The following is a 20,568-nucleotide window of genomic DNA, read 5'->3' as shown; positions in this document are numbered from 1 at the left end:
AGCGCCATCAGGCATTATTGTTAAAAATCCGCCGGCGCTTTAAACGTCATGCTATTGCCGTACGCGGGGTGGGTGATGGTCAGCATCTCGGCATGCAGTTGCAGTCGGGGGGCCATCGCCAGCGCGTCGGGTGGCGCATAAAAGCGGTCACCGAGAATCGGATGACCTAGCGCCAGCATATGGACGCGCAGTTGATGCGAACGTCCGGTGATGGGCTTCAACACGACTCGCGCAGTGTTATCTGCCGCAAACTCCACCACTTCATATTCGGTCTGCGCCGCTTTGCCGGTTTCATAACACACTTTCTGCTTCGGGCGATTCGGCCAGTCGCAGATCAGCGGTAAATCCACCAGTCCCTCTGCGGGCGCGGGATGTCCCCATACCCGCGCCACATACTGTTTTTTCGGCTCACGCTCGCGAAACTGACGCTTCAACTCCCGCTCTGCCGCTTTGGTGAGGGCTACTACAATCACGCCGCTGGTCGCCATATCCAGACGATGCACAGATTCTGCCTGCGGATAGTCGCGTTGAATACGCGTCATCACGCTGTCTTTATGTTCCTCAAGACGCCCCGGCACAGATAACAAGCCGCTCGGCTTGTTGACTACCATTATGTGCTCATCCTGATACAGGATCACCAGCCAGGGATCCTGTGGCGGATTGTAGTTTTCCATCCCCATTTTTGGCTCCGTTACTGATGCGTGACGACGATGAGACGCAGTGAATCCAGACGCCATCCCGCCTGATCGAGGCTTTCCAGCACCTGCTGACGGTTGCTTTCAATTGCCGCAAGTTCGTCATCACGTATGTTCGGGTTGACGGCGCGCAGCGCTTCCAGGCGCGACAGTTCGCCAGACAGTTTTTCATCCGCTTCATTACGCGCGGCGTCAATCAGGGCGCGGGCAGACTTCTCAACCTGCGCCTCACCCAGTTGCAGAATCGCATGTACATCCTGCTGCACCGCGTTGACCAGCTTGCTGCCGGTGTGGCGGTTAACGGCGCTCAGCTGGCGGTTGAAGGTTTCAAACTCTACCTGTGCGGCGAGGTTATTGCCGTTTTTATCCAGCAGCATGCGTACCGGCGTCGGCGGCAGGAAGCGGTTAAGCTGAAGCTGTTTCGGCGCCTGCGCCTCAACGACATAGACCAGTTCCAGCAGCAGCGTTCCAACCGGCAAGCTTTTGTTCTTCAGCAACGAAATGGTGCTACTGCCGGTATCGCCGGAGAGGATGAGGTCCAGACCGTTACGAATCAGCGGGTGTTCCCAGGTAATAAACTGGGCATCTTCACGCGACAGCGCCACGTCACGCTCAAAGGTAATGGTGCAGCCGTCTTCCGGCAGGCCCGGAAAATCCGGGACCAGCATGTGATCGGACGGGGTCAGCACAATCAGGTTTTCACCGCGATCGTCCTGATTAATCCCCACGATATCAAACAGGTTCATGGCAAAGGCGATAAGGTTAGTGTCATCATCCTGCTCTTCGATGCTTTCAGCCAGTTGTTGCGCCTTTTCGCCGCCGTTGGAATGGATCTCCAGCAGGCGGTCACGGCCCTGCTCCAGTTGTAACTTCAGCGCTTCATGCTGTTCGCGACAGGTTTTGATCAGTTCATCAAAGCCGTCGGTCTCTTCGGGTGCCGCCAGATAGTTGATCAGGTTGCTGTAGACCATGTCATAGATGGCGCGACCGGTCGGGCAGGTGTGTTCGAACGCGTCCAGACCTTCGTGATACCAGCGAACCAGCACCGACTGGGCGGTTTTCTCTAAGTATGGGACATGGATTTGGATATCGTGCGCCTGGCCGATACGGTCGAGGCGGCCAATACGCTGCTCCAGCAGGTCCGGGTTAAACGGCAGGTCGAACATCACCAGGTTGCTTGCAAACTGGAAGTTACGTCCTTCTGAGCCGATTTCTGAGCACAACAGCACCTGCGCGCCGCTGTCCTCTTCGCCAAACCAGGCGGCGGCACGGTCGCGTTCGATAATTGACATGCCTTCGTGGAAGACGGCGGCGCGGATACCTTCACGTTCGCGCAGCACTTGTTCCAGTTGCAGGGCGGTTGTTGCCTTCGCGCAGATCACCAGCACTTTCTGCGAGCGATGGCTGGTCAGGTAGCCCATCAGCCACTCAACGCGCGGGTCGAAGTTCCACCAGGTGCCGGTATCGCCTTCAAATTCCTGATAAATCTGTTCCGGATAGAGCATATCGCGCGCTCTGTCCTCGGCGTTTTTGCGGGCCCCCATGATGCCGGACACTTTAATAGCAGTCTGATACTGCGTCGGCAGCGGCAGCTTAATGGTGTGCAGTTCGCGTTTCGGGAAGCCTTTCACGCCGTTACGGGTGTTACGGAACAGCACGCGGCTGGTGCCGTGGCGGTCCATCAGCATGGAGACCAGTTCCTGACGCGCGTTCTGCGCACCGTCACGGTCACTATTGGCGGTTTGCAGCAGCGGCTCTATATCCTGCTCGCCGATCAGTTCACCCAGCATGTTGAGCTCTTCATTGCTGAGTTTGTTACCAGCCAGCAGCATAGCGACGGCGTCGGCCACCGGACGATAGTTTTTCTGCTCTTCAACAAATTGTTCGAAATCGTGGAAGCGGTTGGGATCCAGCAGGCGCAGACGCGCAAAGTGGCTTTCCATACCCAGTTGTTCCGGGGTGGCGGTCAGCAAGAGTACGCCTGGCACACGTTCCGCCAGTTGTTCTATCGCCAGATACTCGCGGCTCGGTGCCTCTTCGCTCCAGACAAGGTGGTGGGCTTCATCGACAACCAGCAGATCCCACTCGGCATCACACAGATGTTCCAGCCGCTGTTTGTTGCGGCGGGCGAAATCCAGTGAACAGATAACCAACTGTTCGGTTTCAAACGGGTTCAGCGCATCGTGCTGTGCTTCGGCGTAGCGTTCGTCGTCAAACAGGGCGAAACGCAGGTTAAAACGGCGCAGCATTTCGACCAGCCACTGATGTTGTAAAGTCTCCGGCACAATGACCAGCACGCGTTCTGCCGCGCAGGACAGCAGTTGTTGGTGCAGGATCATCCCGGCTTCAATGGTTTTCCCCAGACCCACTTCATCCGCCAACAGCACGCGCGGCGCATGACGACGCCCCACATCGTGGGCGATGTTTAACTGGTGAGGGATCAGACTGGTGCGCTGTCCGCGCAGACCGCTCCACGGCATACGGTACTGTTCGCTCTGAAATTTACGCGCGCGATAGCGCAGCGCAAACCGGTCCATGCGGTCAATCTGACCGGCAAACAGACGATCCTGCGGTTTACTGAACGCCAGTTTACTGTCGAGCAGAACTTCACGCAGCGTCACGCCGGTTTCTTCGGTATCAAGACGGGTACCAATGTAGGCAAGCAAACCGCTTTCTTCTTTTACTTCATCGATTTGCAGTTGCCAGCCTTCATGGCTGGTAATGGTATCGCCAGGGTTGAACATCACGCGGGTCACGGGGGAGTCGCTACGCGCATACAGACGGTTTTCACCAGTGGAGGGGAAAAGTAAAGTGACGGTGCGCGCATCCATTGCGACGACGGTTCCAAGTCCCAGTTCGCTTTCTGTATCGCTGATCCAGCGTTGACCAAGTGTAAAAGGCATATTTGTTCGGCTCTATTTCTTTAATTGCAGGCAATAATCACCCTCTGCCAGGGAGATGCTATGGCAGAACGGTAAATTGGGTCCAGGAATGGAAAGGGCGCTATGGTAATGGATGGCGATGGATTCGTCACGCGTCAAAATAACCCTAATTGGCCTGTCAGTAGTGTAGCAAAGTTATCATCAATGAAGGGAAGAATTCCTTCCGCGACGGGCTGAAGCTGACGCGTCAGATAGTGTTCATAATCCAGCGGCGAGTGTTGATAATCCTTTGGCTCCGGGCCGTTCAGGGTCCAGACATACTGGATAGTGCCGCGGTTCTGGTACTGCGCCGGACGTCCCCGCTTCAGGTTTTCTTCGTCAGCCAGTCTGGCGGCGCGCACGTGCGGCGGGACGTTGCGCTGGTACTCGCTCAACGGTCGACGCAGGCGCTTGCGATAGACCAGGCGATCGTCCAGTTCACCTGCCATCAGTCGATCAATGGTGTCGCGAACGTAATCCTGATACGGTTCATTACGAAAAATACGCAAATACAACTCCTGCTGGAACTGTTGCGCCAGCGGCGTCCAGTCGGTGCGCACGGTTTCCAGACCTTTAAACACCATCCGCTGGCGCTCTCCTTCCTGAATCAGGCCCGCATAGCGTTTTTTGCTGCCGGTATCCGCCCCGCGGATGGTGGGCATCAGAAAGCGGCAGAAATGCGTTTCATATTCCAGTTCCAGCGCGCTGGTGAGATTTTTCTCTTGTAGCGACTGCGTCCACCAGGCGTTGACGTGTTCCACCAGCGCACGGCCAATTTTCGCCGCTTCCTCTTCCGTGTGGGCGCGTTTCAGCCAGACGAAGGTGGAGTCGGTATCACCATAAATCACGTCATACCCCTGGGCTTCAATGAGCGCTTTGGTCTGGCGCATGATCGCGTGACCGCGCATGGTGATCGACGAGGCCAGGCGGGGATCGAAGAAGCGGCAGGCCGTCGTGCCGAGCACACCGTAAAAGGCATTCATGATGATCTTCAGCGCCTGAGAAAGCGGTTTGTTGCCGTGCCGCTTGGCGTCGTCGCGACCGTGCCAGATATTCGTCACGATCTCCGGCAAGCAGTGTTTTTCCCGCGAGAACCAGGCGTCGAGGAACCCTTCGGTGCTGTGTTCGGGATCCGGGTGCGCCATCCCTTCCACCAGACCGACGGGATCTATCAAAAAGGTGCGAATGATCGAGGGGTACAGGCTTTTATAATCCAGCACCAGCACGGAATCATACAAACCGGGACGTGAATCCATCACGTAACCGCCGGGGCTGGCGTGAGGCGGAATTTCACCGAGGTTCGGCGCGACGTACCCGGCGCGGTGCATACGCGGAAAATAGAGATGGCCGAAGGCGGCGACCGAACCACCGTGGCGATCGACAGGTAATCCGTTGACCGTGGAACGCTCTAACAGGAACGGTACGATCTCGGTTTTATGAAAGACTCGCGTTACCAGTTCACAATCTTTCAGGTTATACATGGCAAGCGCGGGTTTATCCTCGGCAAAACGCCTGTCGATTTCATCCATGCGATCCCACGGATTATCGATCGATTTGCCTTCCCCAAGCAGCTCCTGCGAAACGGTCTCCAGCGAAAACGACGAGAAATTCCAGAAGGCAGACTTCAGCGCCTCAATGCCGTCAATAATCAGCCGACCTTTGGCCTGAGCAAAAAAAACGCCATTTTTAAAACCGTGTTCACGCCATTCGAGTTCGCTGTTATCGCGGCCAAAACGCAGCGGGATACGGTAGCGCTCAGCATGTTTTTGCAACACGCGCAGGTCGAACTGCACCAGATTCCAGCCAATGATGAGGTCGGGATCGTGGCGGGCAATCCACTCGTTCAGCTTTTCCAGCAGTTGCGGGCGACTGTTGACGTACTCAAGCTGGAAGTCGAGCGTCGACGCCTCGCCATTTTCGGGGCCGAGCATATAGACAACGCGCTGTCCGCAGCCTTCCAGTCCAATGCAGTACAACTCGCCGTGGCGGGTGGTCTCAATATCCAGAGAAAGCCACTTGAGCGGCGGACGATAGTCGGGATGGGGTTTTAATCGCGCATTAATGATGGCACCGTTGCGTGTCTCACCTTCGACCCACACCGGCGAGGTGATAAAGCGTTCCATCAGATAGCGTTCCGGCGGGCGGACATCGCCTTCATAAACCGTCACGCCGTTCTCACGCAACAGCTTTTCCAGACGCATCAACTGGCGATGCGAGCGACAGTAAAGACCCGAAACCGGCTGACGATGAAAATCTTTAAGGTTAAGCGGCGTCAGGCGGTAGCCATTTTCAGCACTCAATAACGACGTGACGCGGGCGGTATGTGCGGTGGGGATAAACGCAACGGATTCCTGTGGCGCAAGCGTAACCTGCAAAGGCCCGCTGTCTGTTGCCAGCCAGAAGGTGACTTCTGTTCCCTGCGACGTATCCCGCCAGTGCCGGGTTAAGATAAAACCTGACTGCGCCACGCTGTGTATCCATCAAAAAAACCAGGCATGATTATAGCCTAGTTTACTCAGGGATACTGTTATTTTGTACAGGCGTGTGCCGCAGGATGAGGTATCCACTGTAGTAAAAGGATTCACGAAGTAAAAAACGCGCTTGCGCCAGCCAGGTTTGGTAACGGGTTGATGAGGTGGGGGATGACCAACTCTCAATGCCATCATCTTCGGCGAGCGTTTTCAGGCGCCGCATATGCAGTGGATCGCTCACCAATAGCGCGGTATGCCACCGCTGGCGCAGCAGGATTTGCTTCGCATAGCGGATATTTTCGCGAGTGATCGTAGAGTGCTCTTCAATAAAAATCGCCCTGGCAGGAACGCCTTTTCCCAGCACATATTGTCGGGCAATCGCCGCATCGGAAGCGGATGCCCCGGCGCTGTAACCTCCGGTTAGCACCAGCGCGCGTACCAGACCCTGCTGATAAAGCCAAATGGCGTGATTCAGTCTGGCTTCAAAGACCGGTGACGGTCGCCCTCCATCGACGCCAGCGCCTGCAACAATTGCGCAGTCCGCAGGTCGCGTCTCATCTTCCAGACTGAACTGATAAATAACGACCGCGTTCCAGGTAAACACGGCAGCGATAACGACGATGAGGAATGTGACGACTCTGACGATGTGTTGAATATCCCAGCTCCAGTGAGGGGAGTGCTAAGCGCATTCGCGGAATAGATTCCCTTCGTCGTTCAAGCCGCATTTTTGTTGGCTTCTTCTGTTCACCCCAGTCACATCATATTATCTATGCTTCTGGGGATTCATGGAAAAGCCATCGCAATGCGACTCGAAATCCATTGGGTATGGAGCCTGATAATAAGGGAAAGCGCAACGGTCTGACGAGCGCTTATTGCATGTTACTGCCCGTAATAGGCTTTAGCCCCGTGTTTGCGCAGATAATGCTTGTCCAGCAGCGTTTGCTGCATATCCGGTAACTGTGGCGCGAGCTGGCGGCAGAAAATGCCCATATAGGCGACCTCTTCTAAGACGATGGCGTTATGCAAGGCGTCTTCGGCATTTTTCCCCCACGCGAAGGGTCCGTGTGAATGCACCAGCACCCCTGGCATCTGCGCGGCGTCGATGCCCTGTTTTGCAAAGGTTTCGACAATCACGTTGCCGGTTTCCCACTCATACTCGCCGTTGATTTCGCTGTCGGTCATTTTGCGGGTGCAGGGAATCGCGCCATAGAAATAGTCGGCGTGCGTAGTCCCCGTTGCCGGAATGGGCTGTCCGGCCTGCGCCCAGATGGTCGCATGGCGCGAATGGGTATGCACAATACCGCCAATAGTGGGAAAAGCCTGGTACAACAGACGGTGCGTCGGCGTATCGGACGACGGCTTTTTCTTACCTTCAACCACTTCCCCTGTCGCGATGCTGACAACCACCATATCTTCTGCGGTCATTACGCTGTAATCGACGCCGGAAGGTTTGATCACAAAGACGCCGCGCTCGCGATCGACCGCGCTGACGTTCCCCCAGGTGAGGGTGACCAGGTTGTGCGTTGGCAGCGCCAGATTCGCTTCCAGCACCTGACGTTTGAGATTTTCTAGCATGTTTTTCTCCCTGCCTGATGACGGCGTAAACGCCTTTTCAGGCCTACGCAGAGAGGTAGGCCTGATAAGCAAAGCGCCATCAGGCAACCATTCGCTTAACGTTTAAAGCCGTAATACACTTCGTTCCAGCGCAGCGCGTCCTTGAAGGCGGGCAGGCGCGTATCGTTATCAATCACGGTGATTTCGATATCGTGCATTTCGGCGAACTGACGCATGTCGTTCAGATCCAGCGCATGACTGAAGACGGTATGGTGCGCGCCGCCGGCCAGGATCCACGCTTCAGACGCGGTCGGTAGATCCGGCTGCGCTTTCCACAGTGCGTTCGCGACGGGCAATTTTGGCAGCGCGTGCGGGGTCTTCACGGTGTCGATGCCGTTGACCAGCAGACGGTAGCGATCGCCGAGGTCGATCAGGCTGGCAACGATCGCCGGACCGGTTTGGGTGTTGAAGATCAGGCGGGCAGGGGCATCTTTACCGCCAATGCCGAGATGCTGGACGTCGAGGATCGGTTTGTCTTCCACGGCGATGGTCGGGCAGACTTCCAGCATATGGGAGCCGAGTACCAGATCGTTGCCTTTTTCGAAGTGATAGGTGTAATCCTCCATAAAAGAGGTGCCGCCCTGCAGACCGGTTGACATCACTTTCATGATGCGAAGCAGAGCGGCAGTTTTCCAGTCGCCTTCGCCGGCAAAGCCATAGCCTTGCTGCATCAGACGCTGTACGGCCAGACCCGGAAGCTGTTTCAGACCGTGTAAATCTTCAAAGGTGGTGGTGAACGCGTGGAAGCCACCCTGTTCCAGAAAGCGCTTCATACCCAACTCGATCCGCGCTGCCTCCAGCACGTTCTGGCGTTTTTCGCCGTGAACCTGAGTGGCGGCGGTCAGGGTATAGCTGCTTTCGTATTCATCAATCAGGGCGTTGATGTCACCATCGCTGATGGAATTGACCACCTGCACCAGATCGCCGACCGCCCAGGTGTTAACCGAGAAGCCGAACTTGATCTGCGCGGCGACTTTATCGCCATCGGTGACCGCCACTTCACGCATGTTATCGCCAAAGCGGCACACTTTCAGATGACGGGTATCCTGTTTCGATACCGCATGGCGCATCCAGGAACCGATGCGTTGCTGCGCCTGTGGGTCCTGCCAGTGACCGGTTACGACCGCGTGCTGTTGACGCATACGTGCGCCAATGAAACCGAACTCACGACCGCCGTGCGCGGTCTGGTTCAGGTTCATAAAGTCCATATCGATGCTGTCCCACGGCAGGGCGGCATTGAACTGGGTGTGGAATTGCAGCAGTGGCTTGTTGAGCGTCGTCAGGCCGTTGATCCACATTTTGGCCGGAGAGAAGGTATGCAACCAGACCACCAGACCCGCACAGCGTTCGTCATAGTTAGCGTCACGGCAAATGGCGGTGATCTCATCCGGTGTGGTCCCCAGCGGTTTTAACACCAGCTTGCAGGGCAGTTTGGCTTCGGTATTCAGCGCCTTGACGACGTGCTCAGCGTGCTGAGTTACCTGACGCAGCGTCTCAGGGCCGTACAAGTGCTGGCTGCCAATTACAAACCACACTTCATAGTTATCAAAAATAGTCATTGTCGTGTCCTTAGTGAGTCAGGGTTGCCTGGTCAGCCGGCGCAGTATTTACCGGGGTGGCAGTCGGAAGATAATGTTGTTCAGCGCTTACCGCCCACTGCTGGTAGCGACGATAGAGCTGTTCGAAACGTTGCGCCTGTTCGGGGCGAGGTTGCAGCGTGTTTTCCACTGCGCTGGCCATTTTCCGCTGGGCCGCAGGAATATCGGCATACACGTTGGCCGCCACGGCGGCGAAGATGGCTGCACCGAGTGCACAGCACTGATCGGAGGCGACGATTTGTAGCGGACGGTTCAGCACATCGCAGCAGGCCTGCATGATGACTTTGTTTTTCCGGGCGATGCCGCCCAGCGCCATCACGTTGTTGACCGCAATGCCTTGTTCGGTAAAGCATTCCATAATGGCCCGCGCGCCAAAGGCGGTCGCCGCGATCAGCCCGCCAAACATCGCCGGGGCGTCTGTGGCCAGATTCAGATCGGTCATCACCCCTTTCAGACGCTGGTTTGCGTTCGGCGTACGGCGACCGTTAAACCAGTCAAGCACCACCGGCAGGTGATCCAGCGACGGGTTCTTCGCCCAGGCTTCGGTTAATGCCGGCAGCAGTTGCTTCTGACTGGCGTTAATCTGCGCTTTCAGTTCCGGGTGCTGCGCGGCAAGTTGCTCCAGCGGCCAGCCGAGAATGCGGCCAAACCATGCATAGATATCGCCAAAGGCAGATTGCCCCGCCTCCAGACCGATGAAACCGGGCACCACGCTGCCGTCGACTTGCCCGCAAATGCCTTTCACGGCGCGCTCGCCGACGCTTTGTTTATCCGCAATCAGGATGTCGCAGGTTGAGGTACCAATCACTTTCACCAGCGCGTTGGGCTGCGCACCCGCGCCGACGGCACCCATGTGGCAGTCGAACGCGCCACCGGAGATGACGACATTTTCCGGCAGACCGAGGCGCTGCGCCCACTCGGCGCACAATGTCCCAACCGGCAGATCGGCGGTGAACGTGTCTGTGAACAGGGGATACTGCAAATGCTGGTTAATCAGTGGGTCGAGTTCGTCGAAGAAGCTGGCGGGCGGCAGACCGCCCCAGCTTTCATGCCACAGTGATTTATGCCCGGCGCTACAGCGACCCCGGCGGAGATCCTGTGGACGCGTGGTGCCAGAAAGCAGGGCAGGCACCCAGTCGCACAGTTCAATCCAGGAGACAGCGGCCTCGGCGACCGCGCTGTCTTCGCGGGTAACATGAAGGATCTTTGCCCAAAACCATTCGCTGGAGTAAATGCCGCCGATGTAGCGGGAGTAATCGACCTTGCCCGGCGTATGGCACAGACGGGTAATCGCTTCGGCTTCTTCCACCGAGGTGTGATCTTTCCACAGGACGAACATCGCATTCGGGTTTTCCGCGAACTCTTCCCGGAGCGCCAGCACGTTACCATCGGCGTCAATCGGCGCTGGCGTTGAGCCCGTACTGTCGACGCCAATCCCAACGACCTCCGCGCGCTGCGCCGCGCTCAGTTCAGCCAGTACGCTTTTCAGCGCTGCTTCCATCGACTCCATGTAGTCGCGCGGATGGTGGCGGAACCGGTTGTTCGGCGCGTCACAGTAACGCCCTTCCTGCCAGCTCGGGTACCACTCAACGCTGGTGGCGATCTCTTCGCCGGTGGCGCATTCCACTGCCAGCGCGCGCACAGAATCACTGCCAAAATCGAGGCCAATTGCAATTGCCATCCTCTTACTCCATCCAGAAATACGGGTATGGAGAAACAGTAGTGAGTGGGGATAAAAACCGTCAGGTAGGATCCGCTAATCTTATGGATTAAAATGCTATGGCATCGCAAAGTGTGACGCCGTGCAAATAATCAATGTGGACATTTCTGCTCTAGTTATAGACACTTTTGTTACCCGTTTTTGTCGCAGTCACCGCGCAGAGTTGTTACATAATGCTTTTCACACGCGGGATTGATGGTCTGCCAGTGACATTGCGGCGGCGAGGCAGGGCGCAAACAATGCCGCCTTGCGTAATATGGACAATTTGTTTCCTCACTGAACCTCGGGAGTCGTGAAATTATGGCTGAACCGCAAAATGACCCTCTCCTGCCGGGGTACTCGTTTAACGCGCATCTGGTTGCTGGTTTAACGCCGATAGATGCCAACGGATATCTGGATTTTTTTATCGACAGGCCGTTGGGGATGAAAGGCTATATCCTTAACCTCACGATTCGGGGGGAAGGGGTGATTAAAAATCATGGCAGAGAGTTTGTCTGCCGACCGGGCGATATTTTGCTGTTTCCGCCGGGCGAAATTCATCACTACGGGCGCCACCCGGATGCCAGCGAGTGGTATCACCAGTGGGTTTACTTTCGTCCTCGCGCTTACTGGCAGGAGTGGTTGACCTGGCCGTCCATCTTTGCGCAGACCGGTTTTTTTCGCCCGGACGAGGTGCACCAGCCGCACTTTAATGAACTGTTCGGCCAGATTATCAGCGCCGGACAGGGGGAAGGTCGCTACTGCGAGCTGCTGGCGATCAACCTACTGGAGCAGCTACTGCTGCGGCGTATGGAAGCGATCAATGCGTCGCTGCACCCGCCGATGGATAACCGCGTGCGCGATGCCTGTCAGTACATCAGCGATCATCTGGCGGACAGCCATTTTGATATTGCAAGCGTAGCTCAGCACGTCTGCCTGTCGCCGTCGCGCCTGTCGCACCTGTTCCGTCAACAGTTGGGCATTAGCGTGCTGAGCTGGCGTGAGGATCAGCGCATTAGCCAGGCGAAACTGCTGCTCAGTACGACACGTATGCCGATTGCCACCGTCGGACGCAATGTCGGGTTCGACGATCAGCTCTATTTCTCCCGCGTCTTTAAAAAATGTACCGGTGCCAGCCCAAGCGAGTTCCGCGCGGGTTGTGAAGAAAAAGTGAATGATGTGCCCGTAAAGATGTCATAACCTGTAACGATTCAGACAATTGATGGCTTGACGAAGCAGGGATGGGTTAGCAGAATCCCTGCTTCGTAAATCTGACGGACGCATTATGCAAGCATTGCTGGAACATTTCATTCTCCAGTCCGCCATGTACTCTTTGATTGCTGTGGCGCTGGTGGCTTTCCTGGAATCGCTGGCGCTGGTGGGGTTGATTTTACCGGGAACGGTAATGATGGCCGGGCTGGGTGCCCTGATCGGCAGCGGGGAGCTTAACTTCTGGCATGCCTGGCTGGCGGGAATTATCGGCTGTCTGCTTGGCGACTGGATCTCGTTCTGGCTGGGCTGGCGCTTCAAAAAACCGCTGCATCGCTGGTCGTTCATGAAAAAGAACAAGGCGCTGTTGGATAAAACCGAGCACGCGCTGCATCAGCACAGTATGTTCACGATTCTTGTGGGGCGTTTTGTCGGACCGACGCGCCCGCTGGTGCCGATGGTCGCCGGGATGCTGGATCTGCCGGTGGCGAAATTCATCACGCCAAATATTATTGGTTGCGTACTCTGGCCGCCGTTTTACTTTCTGCCGGGGATTCTGGCCGGTGCGGCAATTGATATTCCGGCGGGAATGCAAAGCGGCGAGTTTAAGTGGCTGCTGCTGGCGACAGCCGTTCTGCTATGGCTTGGCGGCTGGCTGTGCTGGCGCCTGTGGCGCAGCGGAAAAGCCGCGACGGACCGTTTAACGCACTACCTGCCAAAAGGACGTCTGCTCTGGCTGGCGCCAATGGTGCTGGGGATGGGGATTGTCGCGCTGGTGACGTTGATCCGCCACCCGCTGATGCCGGTGTATATCGATATTCTGCAAAAAGTAGTGGGATACTGATATTCCTGGCGGATGGCGTGTATCTCATAGGTGATATTCCTGGCGGATGGCGTGTATCTCGTAGGCCGGATAAGCGTCAGCGCCATCCGGCAACACCGTTCAGCAACACTTTTCAGCAACACCTTTCAGTTAGCCTTAATCCCCAACAGCGCTGAGGCGCTGGCTCTACCGCTCAGCAATTCATTGGTTTTGCCCTGCCACGCGATGCGACCGTCGGCCACGACGACTGAGCGCGGGGCGATGCGCGCCGCATCTTCGACGCTGTGTGAAACCATCAGTAGCGTCAGTTGGCGGGCGTGGCAGATATCGCTCACCAGGGTCAGCATCTCCTGGCGCAGGGCGGGGTCAAGAGCTGAAAACGGTTCGTCCAGCAGCAGAACCGGCTGTTCACGCACCAGACAACGTGCCAGCGCCACACGCTGGCGCTGGCCGCCGGAAAGCTCGCCGGGCAGGCGAGCCATCAACGTCTCGATCCCCATTTGTTGCGCGATATGCCGGCGCTTCTCTTTCTGTTCGGCGCTTAATTTCAGTCCGGGATCCAGCCCCAGCCCGATGTTTTGCTCAACGTTTAAATGGCTGAACAGATTATTTTCCTGAAACAGCATCGAAACCGGGCGGCGTGACGGCGGCGTGGTGGTGTGGTCTTCCCCTTCGATCAGCAGGGTGCCGCGGGCAGGCGTGAGAAAACCAGCGATCAGACTCAGCAATGTACTTTTCCCAGCGCCACTCGGCCCCAGAATTGCCACCTGTTCACCGCGTGCCACGGACAGCGTAAAGCGCATGGGCAGGTGGTGATAAAGCCAGGTGATATCAGTCAGTTTTAACATTTCGCCCCGGTAACGTCTCAATAACGGTAAATAAAATAAAGCACAGGATCAGCAGTAAGAGCGCAGTGACGGCGCCGTCCTGACTGCGATAAGAGCCAATTTGCTGATACAGATAAAACGGCAGGGTGCGGAAGTCATCGTTGCCGAACAGCGCCACCACGCCAAAATCACCGATAGACAGTACGCAGGCAAAGGCCAGCGCCTGCGCCAGCGGGCGTTTCAGTGCCCGCAGTTCTACGACTTTTAACCGCCGCCAGCCTTCAACCCCTAGCGACTGACACAGCATCGTGTAGCGGGCGGTAATATCGCGCATCGGGTTTTCCAGCACTTTCAGGGCGTAGGGAATGGCCATCAGCGCATTGGTGAAAATCACGATACCGTCAGCGGACTCCGGCAGGCCGATGCTGTTGTTGAGCAACAGGAAGAAACCGGTGGCCAGCACAATGCCCGGCATCGCGAGAATAAGCATACCGCTTAGCTCCAGCGCTTGTCCTGCCAGTAGTTGCTGACGGGCGCGCAGTTCGCGACTGCTCCACAGCAGCATCATTGTCAGGATCACGCACAGCAGACCCGCAGCCAGCGCAATGCGCAGCGAGGTCCACACCGCCTGCCACAAAATGGGCTGCGCAAGCACGTCCAGCAGATGGCGATTCACCCCATCGACCATCACGGCCAGCAGGGGGGGGAGCAACAGCAGAAGCGCGATACCGATCAGCAAGGCATCGGTTAAACGGCTGTACAGTCGATCGTCCGGATCGCGCCAACCCTGAACCAGCGTGGTGCCTGGCGCGATAGCTTTACTCAATCGTTGACTGAGGAGCATCAGCCCCAGACAGCACACCATCTGGATCAGCGCCAGCATGGCGGCGCGGGCGGGATCGTAGTCGAAATTCAGCGCCTGATAAATCGCCAGTTCGATGGTCGTCGCCTGCGGCCCGCCGCCCAGCGACAGGACGGTAGCGAAGCTGGCAAAACAGAGCATAAAAATCAACGCGGCGACCGGTGGTATCTGGCGGCGCAGCCACGGCCACTCAACAAAACGGAAGAACTGCCAGCCGCGAATACCCAATTGTGCGGCCAACTGACGCTGTTCACCGGGGATATTTTCCAGCGACTGCAACAGCAGGCGGCTTGCCATCGGCATATTAAAAAAGACGTGGGCCAGCAGAATGCCCTGCAATCCGTAAGGCGAGAAGGTCCACTCCATCCCGAGCATGTGCCAGAGCGTGGCTAACCACCCCTGGCGTCCATAGACGCTGAGAATACCAAATACTGCGACCAGCACCGGGAGGATTAGCGTCATGGCGCACAGGCGCAGCAGGGCCAGACGCCCCGGAAAGCGGCGTCGGTACAGCGCACGAGCAAGGAAGATGGCCGGAACGACAGAAAGCACCGCCGACAGGAAAGCCTGCCAGAAGGAAAAGCGCACCACGTGCCACAGGTAGCTGTCCTGCCAGAGCGAGGACCACGCCGCCTGCGGCGCGTTGAACCACAGTGCCAGAAAGGCGGCCAGCGCCACCGCCACCATCAGCGTGGCGGCGGAAAGGCCGGGAGCCAGCCAGCCAGCAATTAACGGCTGACGGCGCGTTGCCATTCGCTAATCCATGCCTGACGTTGTGCTGCCACTTCTGCGGGCGTGAACTCCAGCGTGGTCGAGGGTTTAGTCAGTTGTTCGAACCCGGCGGGCAGGGGGACATTCACCACCGGATACATCCAGTTGCCGGTCGGGATTGCAGTCTGAAACGCGGGCGAGACCATGAATTTGAGAAACTTTTCCGCCAGTTCAGGTTGCTTACTGGCCGCGGTACGCGCGGCAACTTCCACCTGCAGGTAATGGCCCTCGCTAAAGTTGGCCGCCGCGTAGTTCTCTTTTTTCTCTTCGATGATGTGATACGCCGGAGAGGTGGTATAGCTCAGCACCAGATCGCTTTCCCCTTTCAGGAACAGGCCATAGGCTTCGCTCCAGCCTTTGGTGACGGTGACAGTTTTTGCCGCCAATTTCTGCCATGCCTGCGGTGTTTTATCGCCATACACTTTCTGCATCCACAGCATCAGCCCAAGTCCTGGCGTACTGGTGCGCGGATCCTGATAAATCACTCGCCATTTCTGATCGCTCTCGACCAGTTCCTTCAGGCTCTTCGGTGGGTTTTTGAGTTTGTTTTTGTCATACACGAAAGCGAAGTAGCCGTAATCAAACGGAACGAAGGTGTCATTCTTCCAGCCGCCAGGGACATTGACCGCCTCGCTGGCGACACCGCTTTTCGCGAACAACTGGGTTTGCGTCGCCGCTTCCAGCAGGTTGTTATCCAGCCCAAGCACCACGTCGGCTTTACTGTTTTTCCCTTCCATCCGCAGACGGTTGAGGAGTGAAACGCCATCTTCCAGCGCCACCAGTTTCAGCTCACAGTTGCAGTCGGCTTCAAAGGCTTTTTTCACCGCCGGGCCAGGGCCCCAGTCAGCGGCGAACGAGTCGTAGGTATAGACGGTCAGGACCGGTTTTGCGAAGGCAGGCGCTGCGCACAGCACCAGTAAAGGAAGACATTTTTTTAACACTTTGCACCTCAATAGAAGAGTGGCAAAGGATTTTGAGCGGTAGCCTCAAATCCCTTCGCCGGCGTTATCCGGATCAGGTTCGACGGGTATTTTCTCAGCCCACGCCTCTGGCGCAGCACCCCGTTGAGAACGCCACATTGTAATGATTACGTGAAGAGATCAAAAGGACTAAGGATCTGGCGGGGCAAACCACGCGGATTTAAAGTCGAACCAGCCGAGGGTGTTCATGCGCAAGCCACGCATACTGCGCTGCCCCTGAATAATCAGCCAGTGGTGAATAAGCGGGACAATCGCTTTGCTGGCGAGCAGTTGCTGGCACCACGCGGCCAGATTCATCTCGCCGGTGCGCCAGCGTGCGGCGTCGGCTTCCCAGTCCAGCGGAATGCAGTGCTGCAACAGCGGGACTTCGCACAGATGCGCGAACAAAGAGAAGTCGAGCGGCAGGGTGAAGTTGGCGCTGTTAAGCCAGATGTCGCTCTCAATTTCCCCGGCATGCCACTGATCGTAGTCGATCTCCTGAATTTCCAGCGTCACCTGATGTTCAGCCAGCAGCTGACTCATGATCTGCGCAATCACTTGGTGTTCGATGTGTTCGTGATAATAGGTCAGCGTGAGCGTTTCCAGCCCGGCGGGTTTCTCGCCGTGGCCCGGTCGAGCGTGATGCCAGCGGGGCAGCAAACCGTAGGCCGGGAACCAGTGGCGCTGATACTGTTCATCGGCATAGTAAAGCAGGTTGCTCGGTGACAGTACGCGACTGACCCACTCTCTGACCTCCTGATTGGCGCCGCGATGGGTACGGGCGTCGAACAGCAGGTAATAGCACCCTTCTTCCAGGCGGCTTTCGATGGCCTTCTCATCTTCTGTGGGACCTTTCAACGTCAGACCGCCGTTCGGCTCGTCACCAATATCCGGCAGTACCCAGACGTTCACTTCATCAATCAGTGCCCGAAAACCGAAGAAATCGTCAAAGGCGTGGATTTTCAGCTGATTACGTGTATTTCGTATCACGGCGTAAGGGCCGGTGCCAATCGGATGGCTGGAGAAATTGCTCAGGGTTTCCCATTCGCGTGGCAGGATCATCGCCGGGACCTGGCCCAGCAACCACGGCAGCCAGCGATCGGGCTGAGACAGGTGAATGTCCAGCGTCCAGGATGTTGGCGAGACGATCTCGCTGATATGGGAATAGAGCGGTAAGACGTTAATGCGCGTCAGGGACGACACCACATCGTCCATTTCCAGTTCACGACCGTGATGAAAATGGATCCCCGGACGCAGAAAAAAGCGCCAGTGCAGGGGAGAAATTTGTTGCCAGTGGTGGGCGATATCCGCTTCCAGTTCCCCATTTTCCTCATTTACGCGGGTCAGGGCGCTGAAGATTTGGCGGGCAATATGGGTTTCTGAGCGTCGCAGCGCGCTGCCCGGCAGTAGATTTTGCATCGGGCGGTAGTAAAGAACACGAAGAATATGACGGCCCTGACGGAAACTGCGGCCCAGATGGGAAACCAGCATCTGCCGTACGGCCGTTTTGTCACCCACCAGTTGCACCAGTTGATCGATGCGATCCTGCTCCAGTAAATCTTCCGCGCGCTGCTGCTGGAGCGCCAGTCCGGTATACAGGAAAGTTAAGCGTGAACGTTTTCCGCGTCCAACCTCTGCTTCCCACGTCAGCCAACCGCGTTCCTGCATAGTATTGAGCAGCGTACGCATATGGCGACGGGAGCAGCTCAGGAGATCCGCCAGTTCGTTAAGCATGGTGTCCTGCGTTTTGCCGTCGCAGCATTGCCACAAGCGGATGAACTGTTGTTGCAGACGGCCAGAAGACATAAAAGGGGAACTCCTGCGGAAAACTCAGCAATTTTATTATCCCTATATTAGGCCAATAATACATTCCGATGAAGCACTATGAAGGGGTCATCTATGCGCCAGTTTTATCAGAAGTACTTTGCCGCGACAGAAGGGTTGTCCTGGTTGGCTTGCCTGAGCGCGCCGCAGCGCTTAAAGATGCTGGAAGAACTGATGCAGTGGGAGGTGACAGCCTGACCCTGGAGTAGCAGACATCATGTGTGACTGAGTATTGGTGTTAATCACCGCGCCAGCAGGTATTATCTGCTGGCTTTTTTCGTTTTGACTTCGTTTATATACGAAATCATTCAGGCCAGACGGCAAGTGAGTGAATCCCCAGAAGTATGTGACTGGGGGTGAGCGCGCGTAATTAACGCAGAGGCAGCCTGAAGGATGATGTGTGTATTAAGGGATAAATATGCTCTGGTTGATCACGATGGGACGACGTCTCAACGGTGTGTACGCGGCGTTTATGCTGGTCGCATTTATGATGGGCGTGGCAGGGGCGCTACAGGCCCCGACGCTGAGCCTGTTTCTCAGTCGCGAGGTCGGGGCGCAGCCGTTCTGGGTGGGGCTGTTCTATACCGTTAACGCCATCGCCGGGATTGGCGTGAGTCTTGCGCTGGCAAAACGCTCCGACAGCCAGGGAGACCGCCGCAAGCTGATTCTGTTCTGTTGTCTGATGGCAGTCGGTAATGCGCTGTTGTTTGCCTTTAATCGTCACTATCTGACGTTGATTACCTGCGGTGTACTGCTGGCGTCGCTGGCAAATACCGCGATGCCGCAACTGTTCGCCCTGGCACGGGAATATGCCGACAGCTCGGCGCGTGAAGTGGTGATGTTCAGTTCGGTGATGCGTGCACAGCTTTCACTGGCGTGGGTGATTGGCCCGCCGCTGGCATTTATGTTGGCGCTGAATTATGGCTTCATGATGATGTTTTCGATTGCCGCCACGATTTTTGCGCTCAGTTTCATCCTGATTGCCTTTATGCTGCCATCCGTCGCCCGCGTTGAACAACCTACGGATGTGCCGGTCAGCCAGGCCGGTGGCTGGCAGGATAAGAACGTCCGCATGCTGTTTATTGCCTCCACGCTGATGTGGACCTGCAACACCATGTACATCATCGATATGCCGCTATGGATTAGCGCAGAGCTTGGGCTGCCGGATAAGCTTGCCGGGATCCTGATGGGGACCGCTGCAGGGCTGGAAATCCCGGCGATGATCCTTGCTGGCTTTTACGTCAAACGCTTCGGCAAGCGACGGATGATGGTTACCGCCGTGGCGGCGGGGGTGCTGTTTTATCTCGGGCTGATTTTCTTCCATAGCCATCGGGCGCTGCTTATCCTGCAGCTGTTCAATGCCGTGTTTATCGGCATTATTGCCGGTATTGGAATGCTCTGGTTTCAGGATCTGATGCCGGGCAGGGCCGGATCGGCGACAACGTTATTTACCAACAGCATTTCGACTGGCGTCATTCTGGCAGGAGTTATCCAGGGGGCTGTCGCGCAGAGCTACGGTCACTTCGCGGTGTACTGGGTGATTGCGGCGATTTCGCTGGTGACGCTGGTGATGACCGGGCGGGTGAAAGACGTTTGATTTATGGATTGCCGGATGGCGGCTAACGCCTTATCCGACCTACAGAAATTCGTAGGCCGGATAAGCGCAGCGCATCCGGCATGGCGGGCTTAGCGCATAAACGCGGGCTGTTTCTCTTCGTAGGTGGCGATCGCATCTTCGTGCTGCAGCGTCAACCCGATGCTGTCCAGACCGTTCAACATGCAGTGGCGGCGGAAGTCGTCGATCTTAAAGCTGTAAGACTTATCGCCTGCTTTCACTACCTGCGCGACCAGGTCCACTTCAAATGTAATCCCCGGATTGGCTTTGACCAGGTTGAACAGCTCATCCACCTCATCGTCGCTCAGCTTCACAGGCAACAGCTGATTGTTAAAGCTGTTGCCATAGAAGATGTCCGCGAAGCTCGGTGCAATCACTACTTTGAAGCCATAGTCCGTCAGCGCCCACGGCGCGTGCTCACGGGAAGAGCCGCAGCCGAAGTTCTCACGCGCCAACAGAATCGAGGCCCCTTGATACTCCGGGAAATTCAGGACGAACTCCGGATTCGGCTGTTGGCCGTTCTCATCCAGAAAACGCCAGTCATTGAACAGGTGCGCGCCAAAACCGGTGCGGGTAACCTTCTGCAAAAACTGCTTAGGAATGATGGCGTCGGTATCGACGTTGGCGGCATCCAGTGGGACAACCAGGCCTTGATGTTGGGTAAATTTCTCTGCCATGGG

16 protein-coding genes and 1 riboswitch are annotated in these 20,568 nt (G+C 56.6%); of the genes, 4 read left to right on the top strand and 12 right to left on the bottom strand.

Annotation, left to right across the window (positions count from 1 at the left end):
* Window positions 1–20 precede the first annotated feature (20 nt).
* The 7 genes from rluA to araB form a co-directional block, all read right to left on the bottom strand.
* On the bottom strand, window positions 21–680 hold the full coding sequence (rluA, locus tag OGY35_RS01860; RefSeq protein ID WP_152405899.1) for a bifunctional tRNA pseudouridine(32) synthase/23S rRNA pseudouridine(746) synthase RluA: 660 nt from the start codon (window positions 678–680) through the stop codon (window positions 21–23).
* An 11-nt stretch (window positions 681–691) separates the two neighbouring features.
* Window positions 692–3,598, bottom strand: a complete 2,907-nt coding sequence (gene rapA, locus OGY35_RS01855) for an RNA polymerase-associated protein RapA (protein ID WP_286631271.1) — start codon at window positions 3,596–3,598, stop codon at window positions 692–694.
* A 134-nt stretch (window positions 3,599–3,732) separates the two neighbouring features.
* Window positions 3,733–6,084 (bottom strand): DNA polymerase II, encoded by a 2,352-nt coding sequence (gene polB, locus OGY35_RS01850; RefSeq protein ID WP_286631270.1) that lies wholly within the window; start codon window positions 6,082–6,084, stop codon window positions 3,733–3,735.
* Window positions 6,085–6,127: 43 nt separating this feature from the next.
* Window positions 6,128–6,742, bottom strand: a complete 615-nt coding sequence (locus tag OGY35_RS01845; protein ID WP_353655471.1) for a YdcF family protein — start codon at window positions 6,740–6,742, stop codon at window positions 6,128–6,130.
* A gap of 224 nt (window positions 6,743–6,966) precedes the next feature.
* Window positions 6,967–7,662 carry an L-ribulose-5-phosphate 4-epimerase gene (gene araD / locus OGY35_RS01840; RefSeq protein ID WP_286631268.1) on the bottom strand — a complete coding sequence of 232 codons (696 nt, stop codon included), beginning with the start codon at window positions 7,660–7,662 and terminating at the stop codon, window positions 6,967–6,969.
* Between the two features lie 95 nt (window positions 7,663–7,757).
* A complete protein-coding gene (araA, locus tag OGY35_RS01835) occupies window positions 7,758–9,260 on the bottom strand; it encodes an L-arabinose isomerase (protein ID WP_152405894.1) in 1,503 nt (500 codons plus the stop codon).
* A 10-nt stretch (window positions 9,261–9,270) separates the two neighbouring features.
* Complete coding sequence (gene araB / locus OGY35_RS01830; protein WP_286631267.1) at window positions 9,271–10,980, bottom strand: ribulokinase; 1,710 nt, start codon at window positions 10,978–10,980, stop codon at window positions 9,271–9,273.
* A gap of 339 nt (window positions 10,981–11,319) precedes the next feature.
* Here araB and araC point away from each other — a divergent pair, with 339 nt between their 5' ends.
* Window positions 11,320–12,198: an arabinose operon transcriptional regulator AraC gene (gene araC, locus OGY35_RS01825; RefSeq protein WP_152405892.1), complete on the top strand. Its 879-nt coding sequence runs from the start codon at window positions 11,320–11,322 to the stop codon at window positions 12,196–12,198.
* Window positions 12,199–12,283: 85 nt separating this feature from the next.
* Complete coding sequence (locus OGY35_RS01820) at window positions 12,284–13,051, top strand: DedA family protein (protein WP_286631266.1); 768 nt, start codon at window positions 12,284–12,286, stop codon at window positions 13,049–13,051.
* Between the two features lie 125 nt (window positions 13,052–13,176).
* Here OGY35_RS01820 and thiQ read toward each other — a convergent pair whose 3' ends face one another.
* The 4 genes from thiQ to sgrR all read right to left on the bottom strand — a co-directional run bounded on the left by thiQ (window position 13,177) and on the right by sgrR (window position 18,255).
* Window positions 13,177–13,878, bottom strand: coding sequence for a thiamine ABC transporter ATP-binding protein ThiQ (gene thiQ, locus OGY35_RS01815; protein WP_152405890.1), 702 nt, complete (start codon window positions 13,876–13,878; stop codon window positions 13,177–13,179).
* Window positions 13,862–15,472: a thiamine/thiamine pyrophosphate ABC transporter permease ThiP gene (gene thiP / locus OGY35_RS01810; protein WP_286631265.1), complete on the bottom strand. Its 1,611-nt coding sequence runs from the start codon at window positions 15,470–15,472 to the stop codon at window positions 13,862–13,864. The genes thiQ and thiP overlap by 17 nt, the downstream gene beginning before the upstream one ends.
* A complete protein-coding gene (gene thiB, locus OGY35_RS01805) occupies window positions 15,448–16,431 on the bottom strand; it encodes a thiamine ABC transporter substrate binding subunit (RefSeq protein WP_286631264.1) in 984 nt (327 codons plus the stop codon). The genes thiP and thiB overlap by 25 nt, the downstream gene beginning before the upstream one ends.
* Before the next feature lie 32 nt (window positions 16,432–16,463).
* Window positions 16,464–16,564, bottom strand: a riboswitch (TPP riboswitch).
* Between the two features lie 35 nt (window positions 16,565–16,599).
* Window positions 16,600–18,255 (bottom strand): HTH-type transcriptional regulator SgrR, encoded by a 1,656-nt coding sequence (gene sgrR / locus OGY35_RS01800; RefSeq protein ID WP_286631263.1) that lies wholly within the window; start codon window positions 18,253–18,255, stop codon window positions 16,600–16,602.
* 93 nt (window positions 18,256–18,348) lie between these two features.
* Between sgrR and sgrT the strand changes: the two genes are divergently transcribed.
* Together sgrT and OGY35_RS01790 are read left to right on the top strand one after the other, a co-directional pair.
* A complete protein-coding gene (sgrT, locus tag OGY35_RS01795) occupies window positions 18,349–18,471 on the top strand; it encodes a glucose uptake inhibitor SgrT (RefSeq protein WP_042323887.1) in 123 nt (40 codons plus the stop codon).
* A 220-nt stretch (window positions 18,472–18,691) separates the two neighbouring features.
* Window positions 18,692–19,870, top strand: coding sequence for a sugar efflux transporter (locus tag OGY35_RS01790; protein WP_286631262.1), 1,179 nt, complete (start codon window positions 18,692–18,694; stop codon window positions 19,868–19,870).
* 89 nt (window positions 19,871–19,959) lie between these two features.
* Here OGY35_RS01790 and leuD read toward each other — a convergent pair whose 3' ends face one another.
* Window positions 19,960–20,565 carry a 3-isopropylmalate dehydratase small subunit gene (gene leuD, locus OGY35_RS01785; protein ID WP_152405885.1) on the bottom strand — a complete coding sequence of 202 codons (606 nt, stop codon included), beginning with the start codon at window positions 20,563–20,565 and terminating at the stop codon, window positions 19,960–19,962.
* Window positions 20,566–20,568 lie beyond the last annotated feature (3 nt).

Origin of the sequence: Citrobacter sp. Ct235 (genome assembly GCF_030332305.1) — a bacterium.
Taxonomy (GTDB): Bacteria; Pseudomonadota; Gammaproteobacteria; order Enterobacterales; family Enterobacteriaceae; genus Citrobacter_A; species Citrobacter_A telavivensis.
The sequence above is the reverse complement of the archived record's forward strand: the minus strand, read 5'-3'. Positions and strand labels throughout refer to the sequence as shown.

Excerpts from the sequence above, each read along its gene's own strand:
- rluA (WP_152405899.1), bottom strand. The coding sequence starts at position 680 with ATGGGGATGGAAAACTACAATCCGCCACAGGATCCCTGGCTGGTGATC.
- rapA (WP_286631271.1), bottom strand. The coding sequence starts at position 3,598 with ATGCCTTTTACACTTGGTCAACGCTGGATCAGCGATACAGAAAGCGAA.
- araD (WP_286631268.1), bottom strand. The coding sequence starts at position 7,662 with ATGCTAGAAAATCTCAAACGTCAGGTGCTGGAAGCGAATCTGGCGCTG.
- araA (WP_152405894.1), bottom strand. The coding sequence starts at position 9,260 with ATGACTATTTTTGATAACTATGAAGTGTGGTTTGTAATTGGCAGCCAG.
- araB (WP_286631267.1), bottom strand. The coding sequence starts at position 10,980 with ATGGCAATTGCAATTGGCCTCGATTTTGGCAGTGATTCTGTGCGCGCG.
- araC (WP_152405892.1), top strand. The coding sequence starts at position 11,320 with ATGGCTGAACCGCAAAATGACCCTCTCCTGCCGGGGTACTCGTTTAAC.
- OGY35_RS01820 (WP_286631266.1), top strand. The coding sequence starts at position 12,284 with ATGCAAGCATTGCTGGAACATTTCATTCTCCAGTCCGCCATGTACTCT.
- thiQ (WP_152405890.1), bottom strand. The coding sequence starts at position 13,878 with ATGTTAAAACTGACTGATATCACCTGGCTTTATCACCACCTGCCCATG.
- thiP (WP_286631265.1), bottom strand. The coding sequence starts at position 15,472 with ATGGCAACGCGCCGTCAGCCGTTAATTGCTGGCTGGCTGGCTCCCGGC.
- sgrR (WP_286631263.1), bottom strand. The coding sequence starts at position 18,255 with ATGTCTTCTGGCCGTCTGCAACAACAGTTCATCCGCTTGTGGCAATGC.
- sgrT (WP_042323887.1), top strand. The coding sequence starts at position 18,349 with ATGCGCCAGTTTTATCAGAAGTACTTTGCCGCGACAGAAGGGTTGTCC.
- OGY35_RS01790 (WP_286631262.1), top strand. The coding sequence starts at position 18,692 with ATGCTCTGGTTGATCACGATGGGACGACGTCTCAACGGTGTGTACGCG.
- leuD (WP_152405885.1), bottom strand. The coding sequence starts at position 20,565 with ATGGCAGAGAAATTTACCCAACATCAAGGCCTGGTTGTCCCACTGGAT.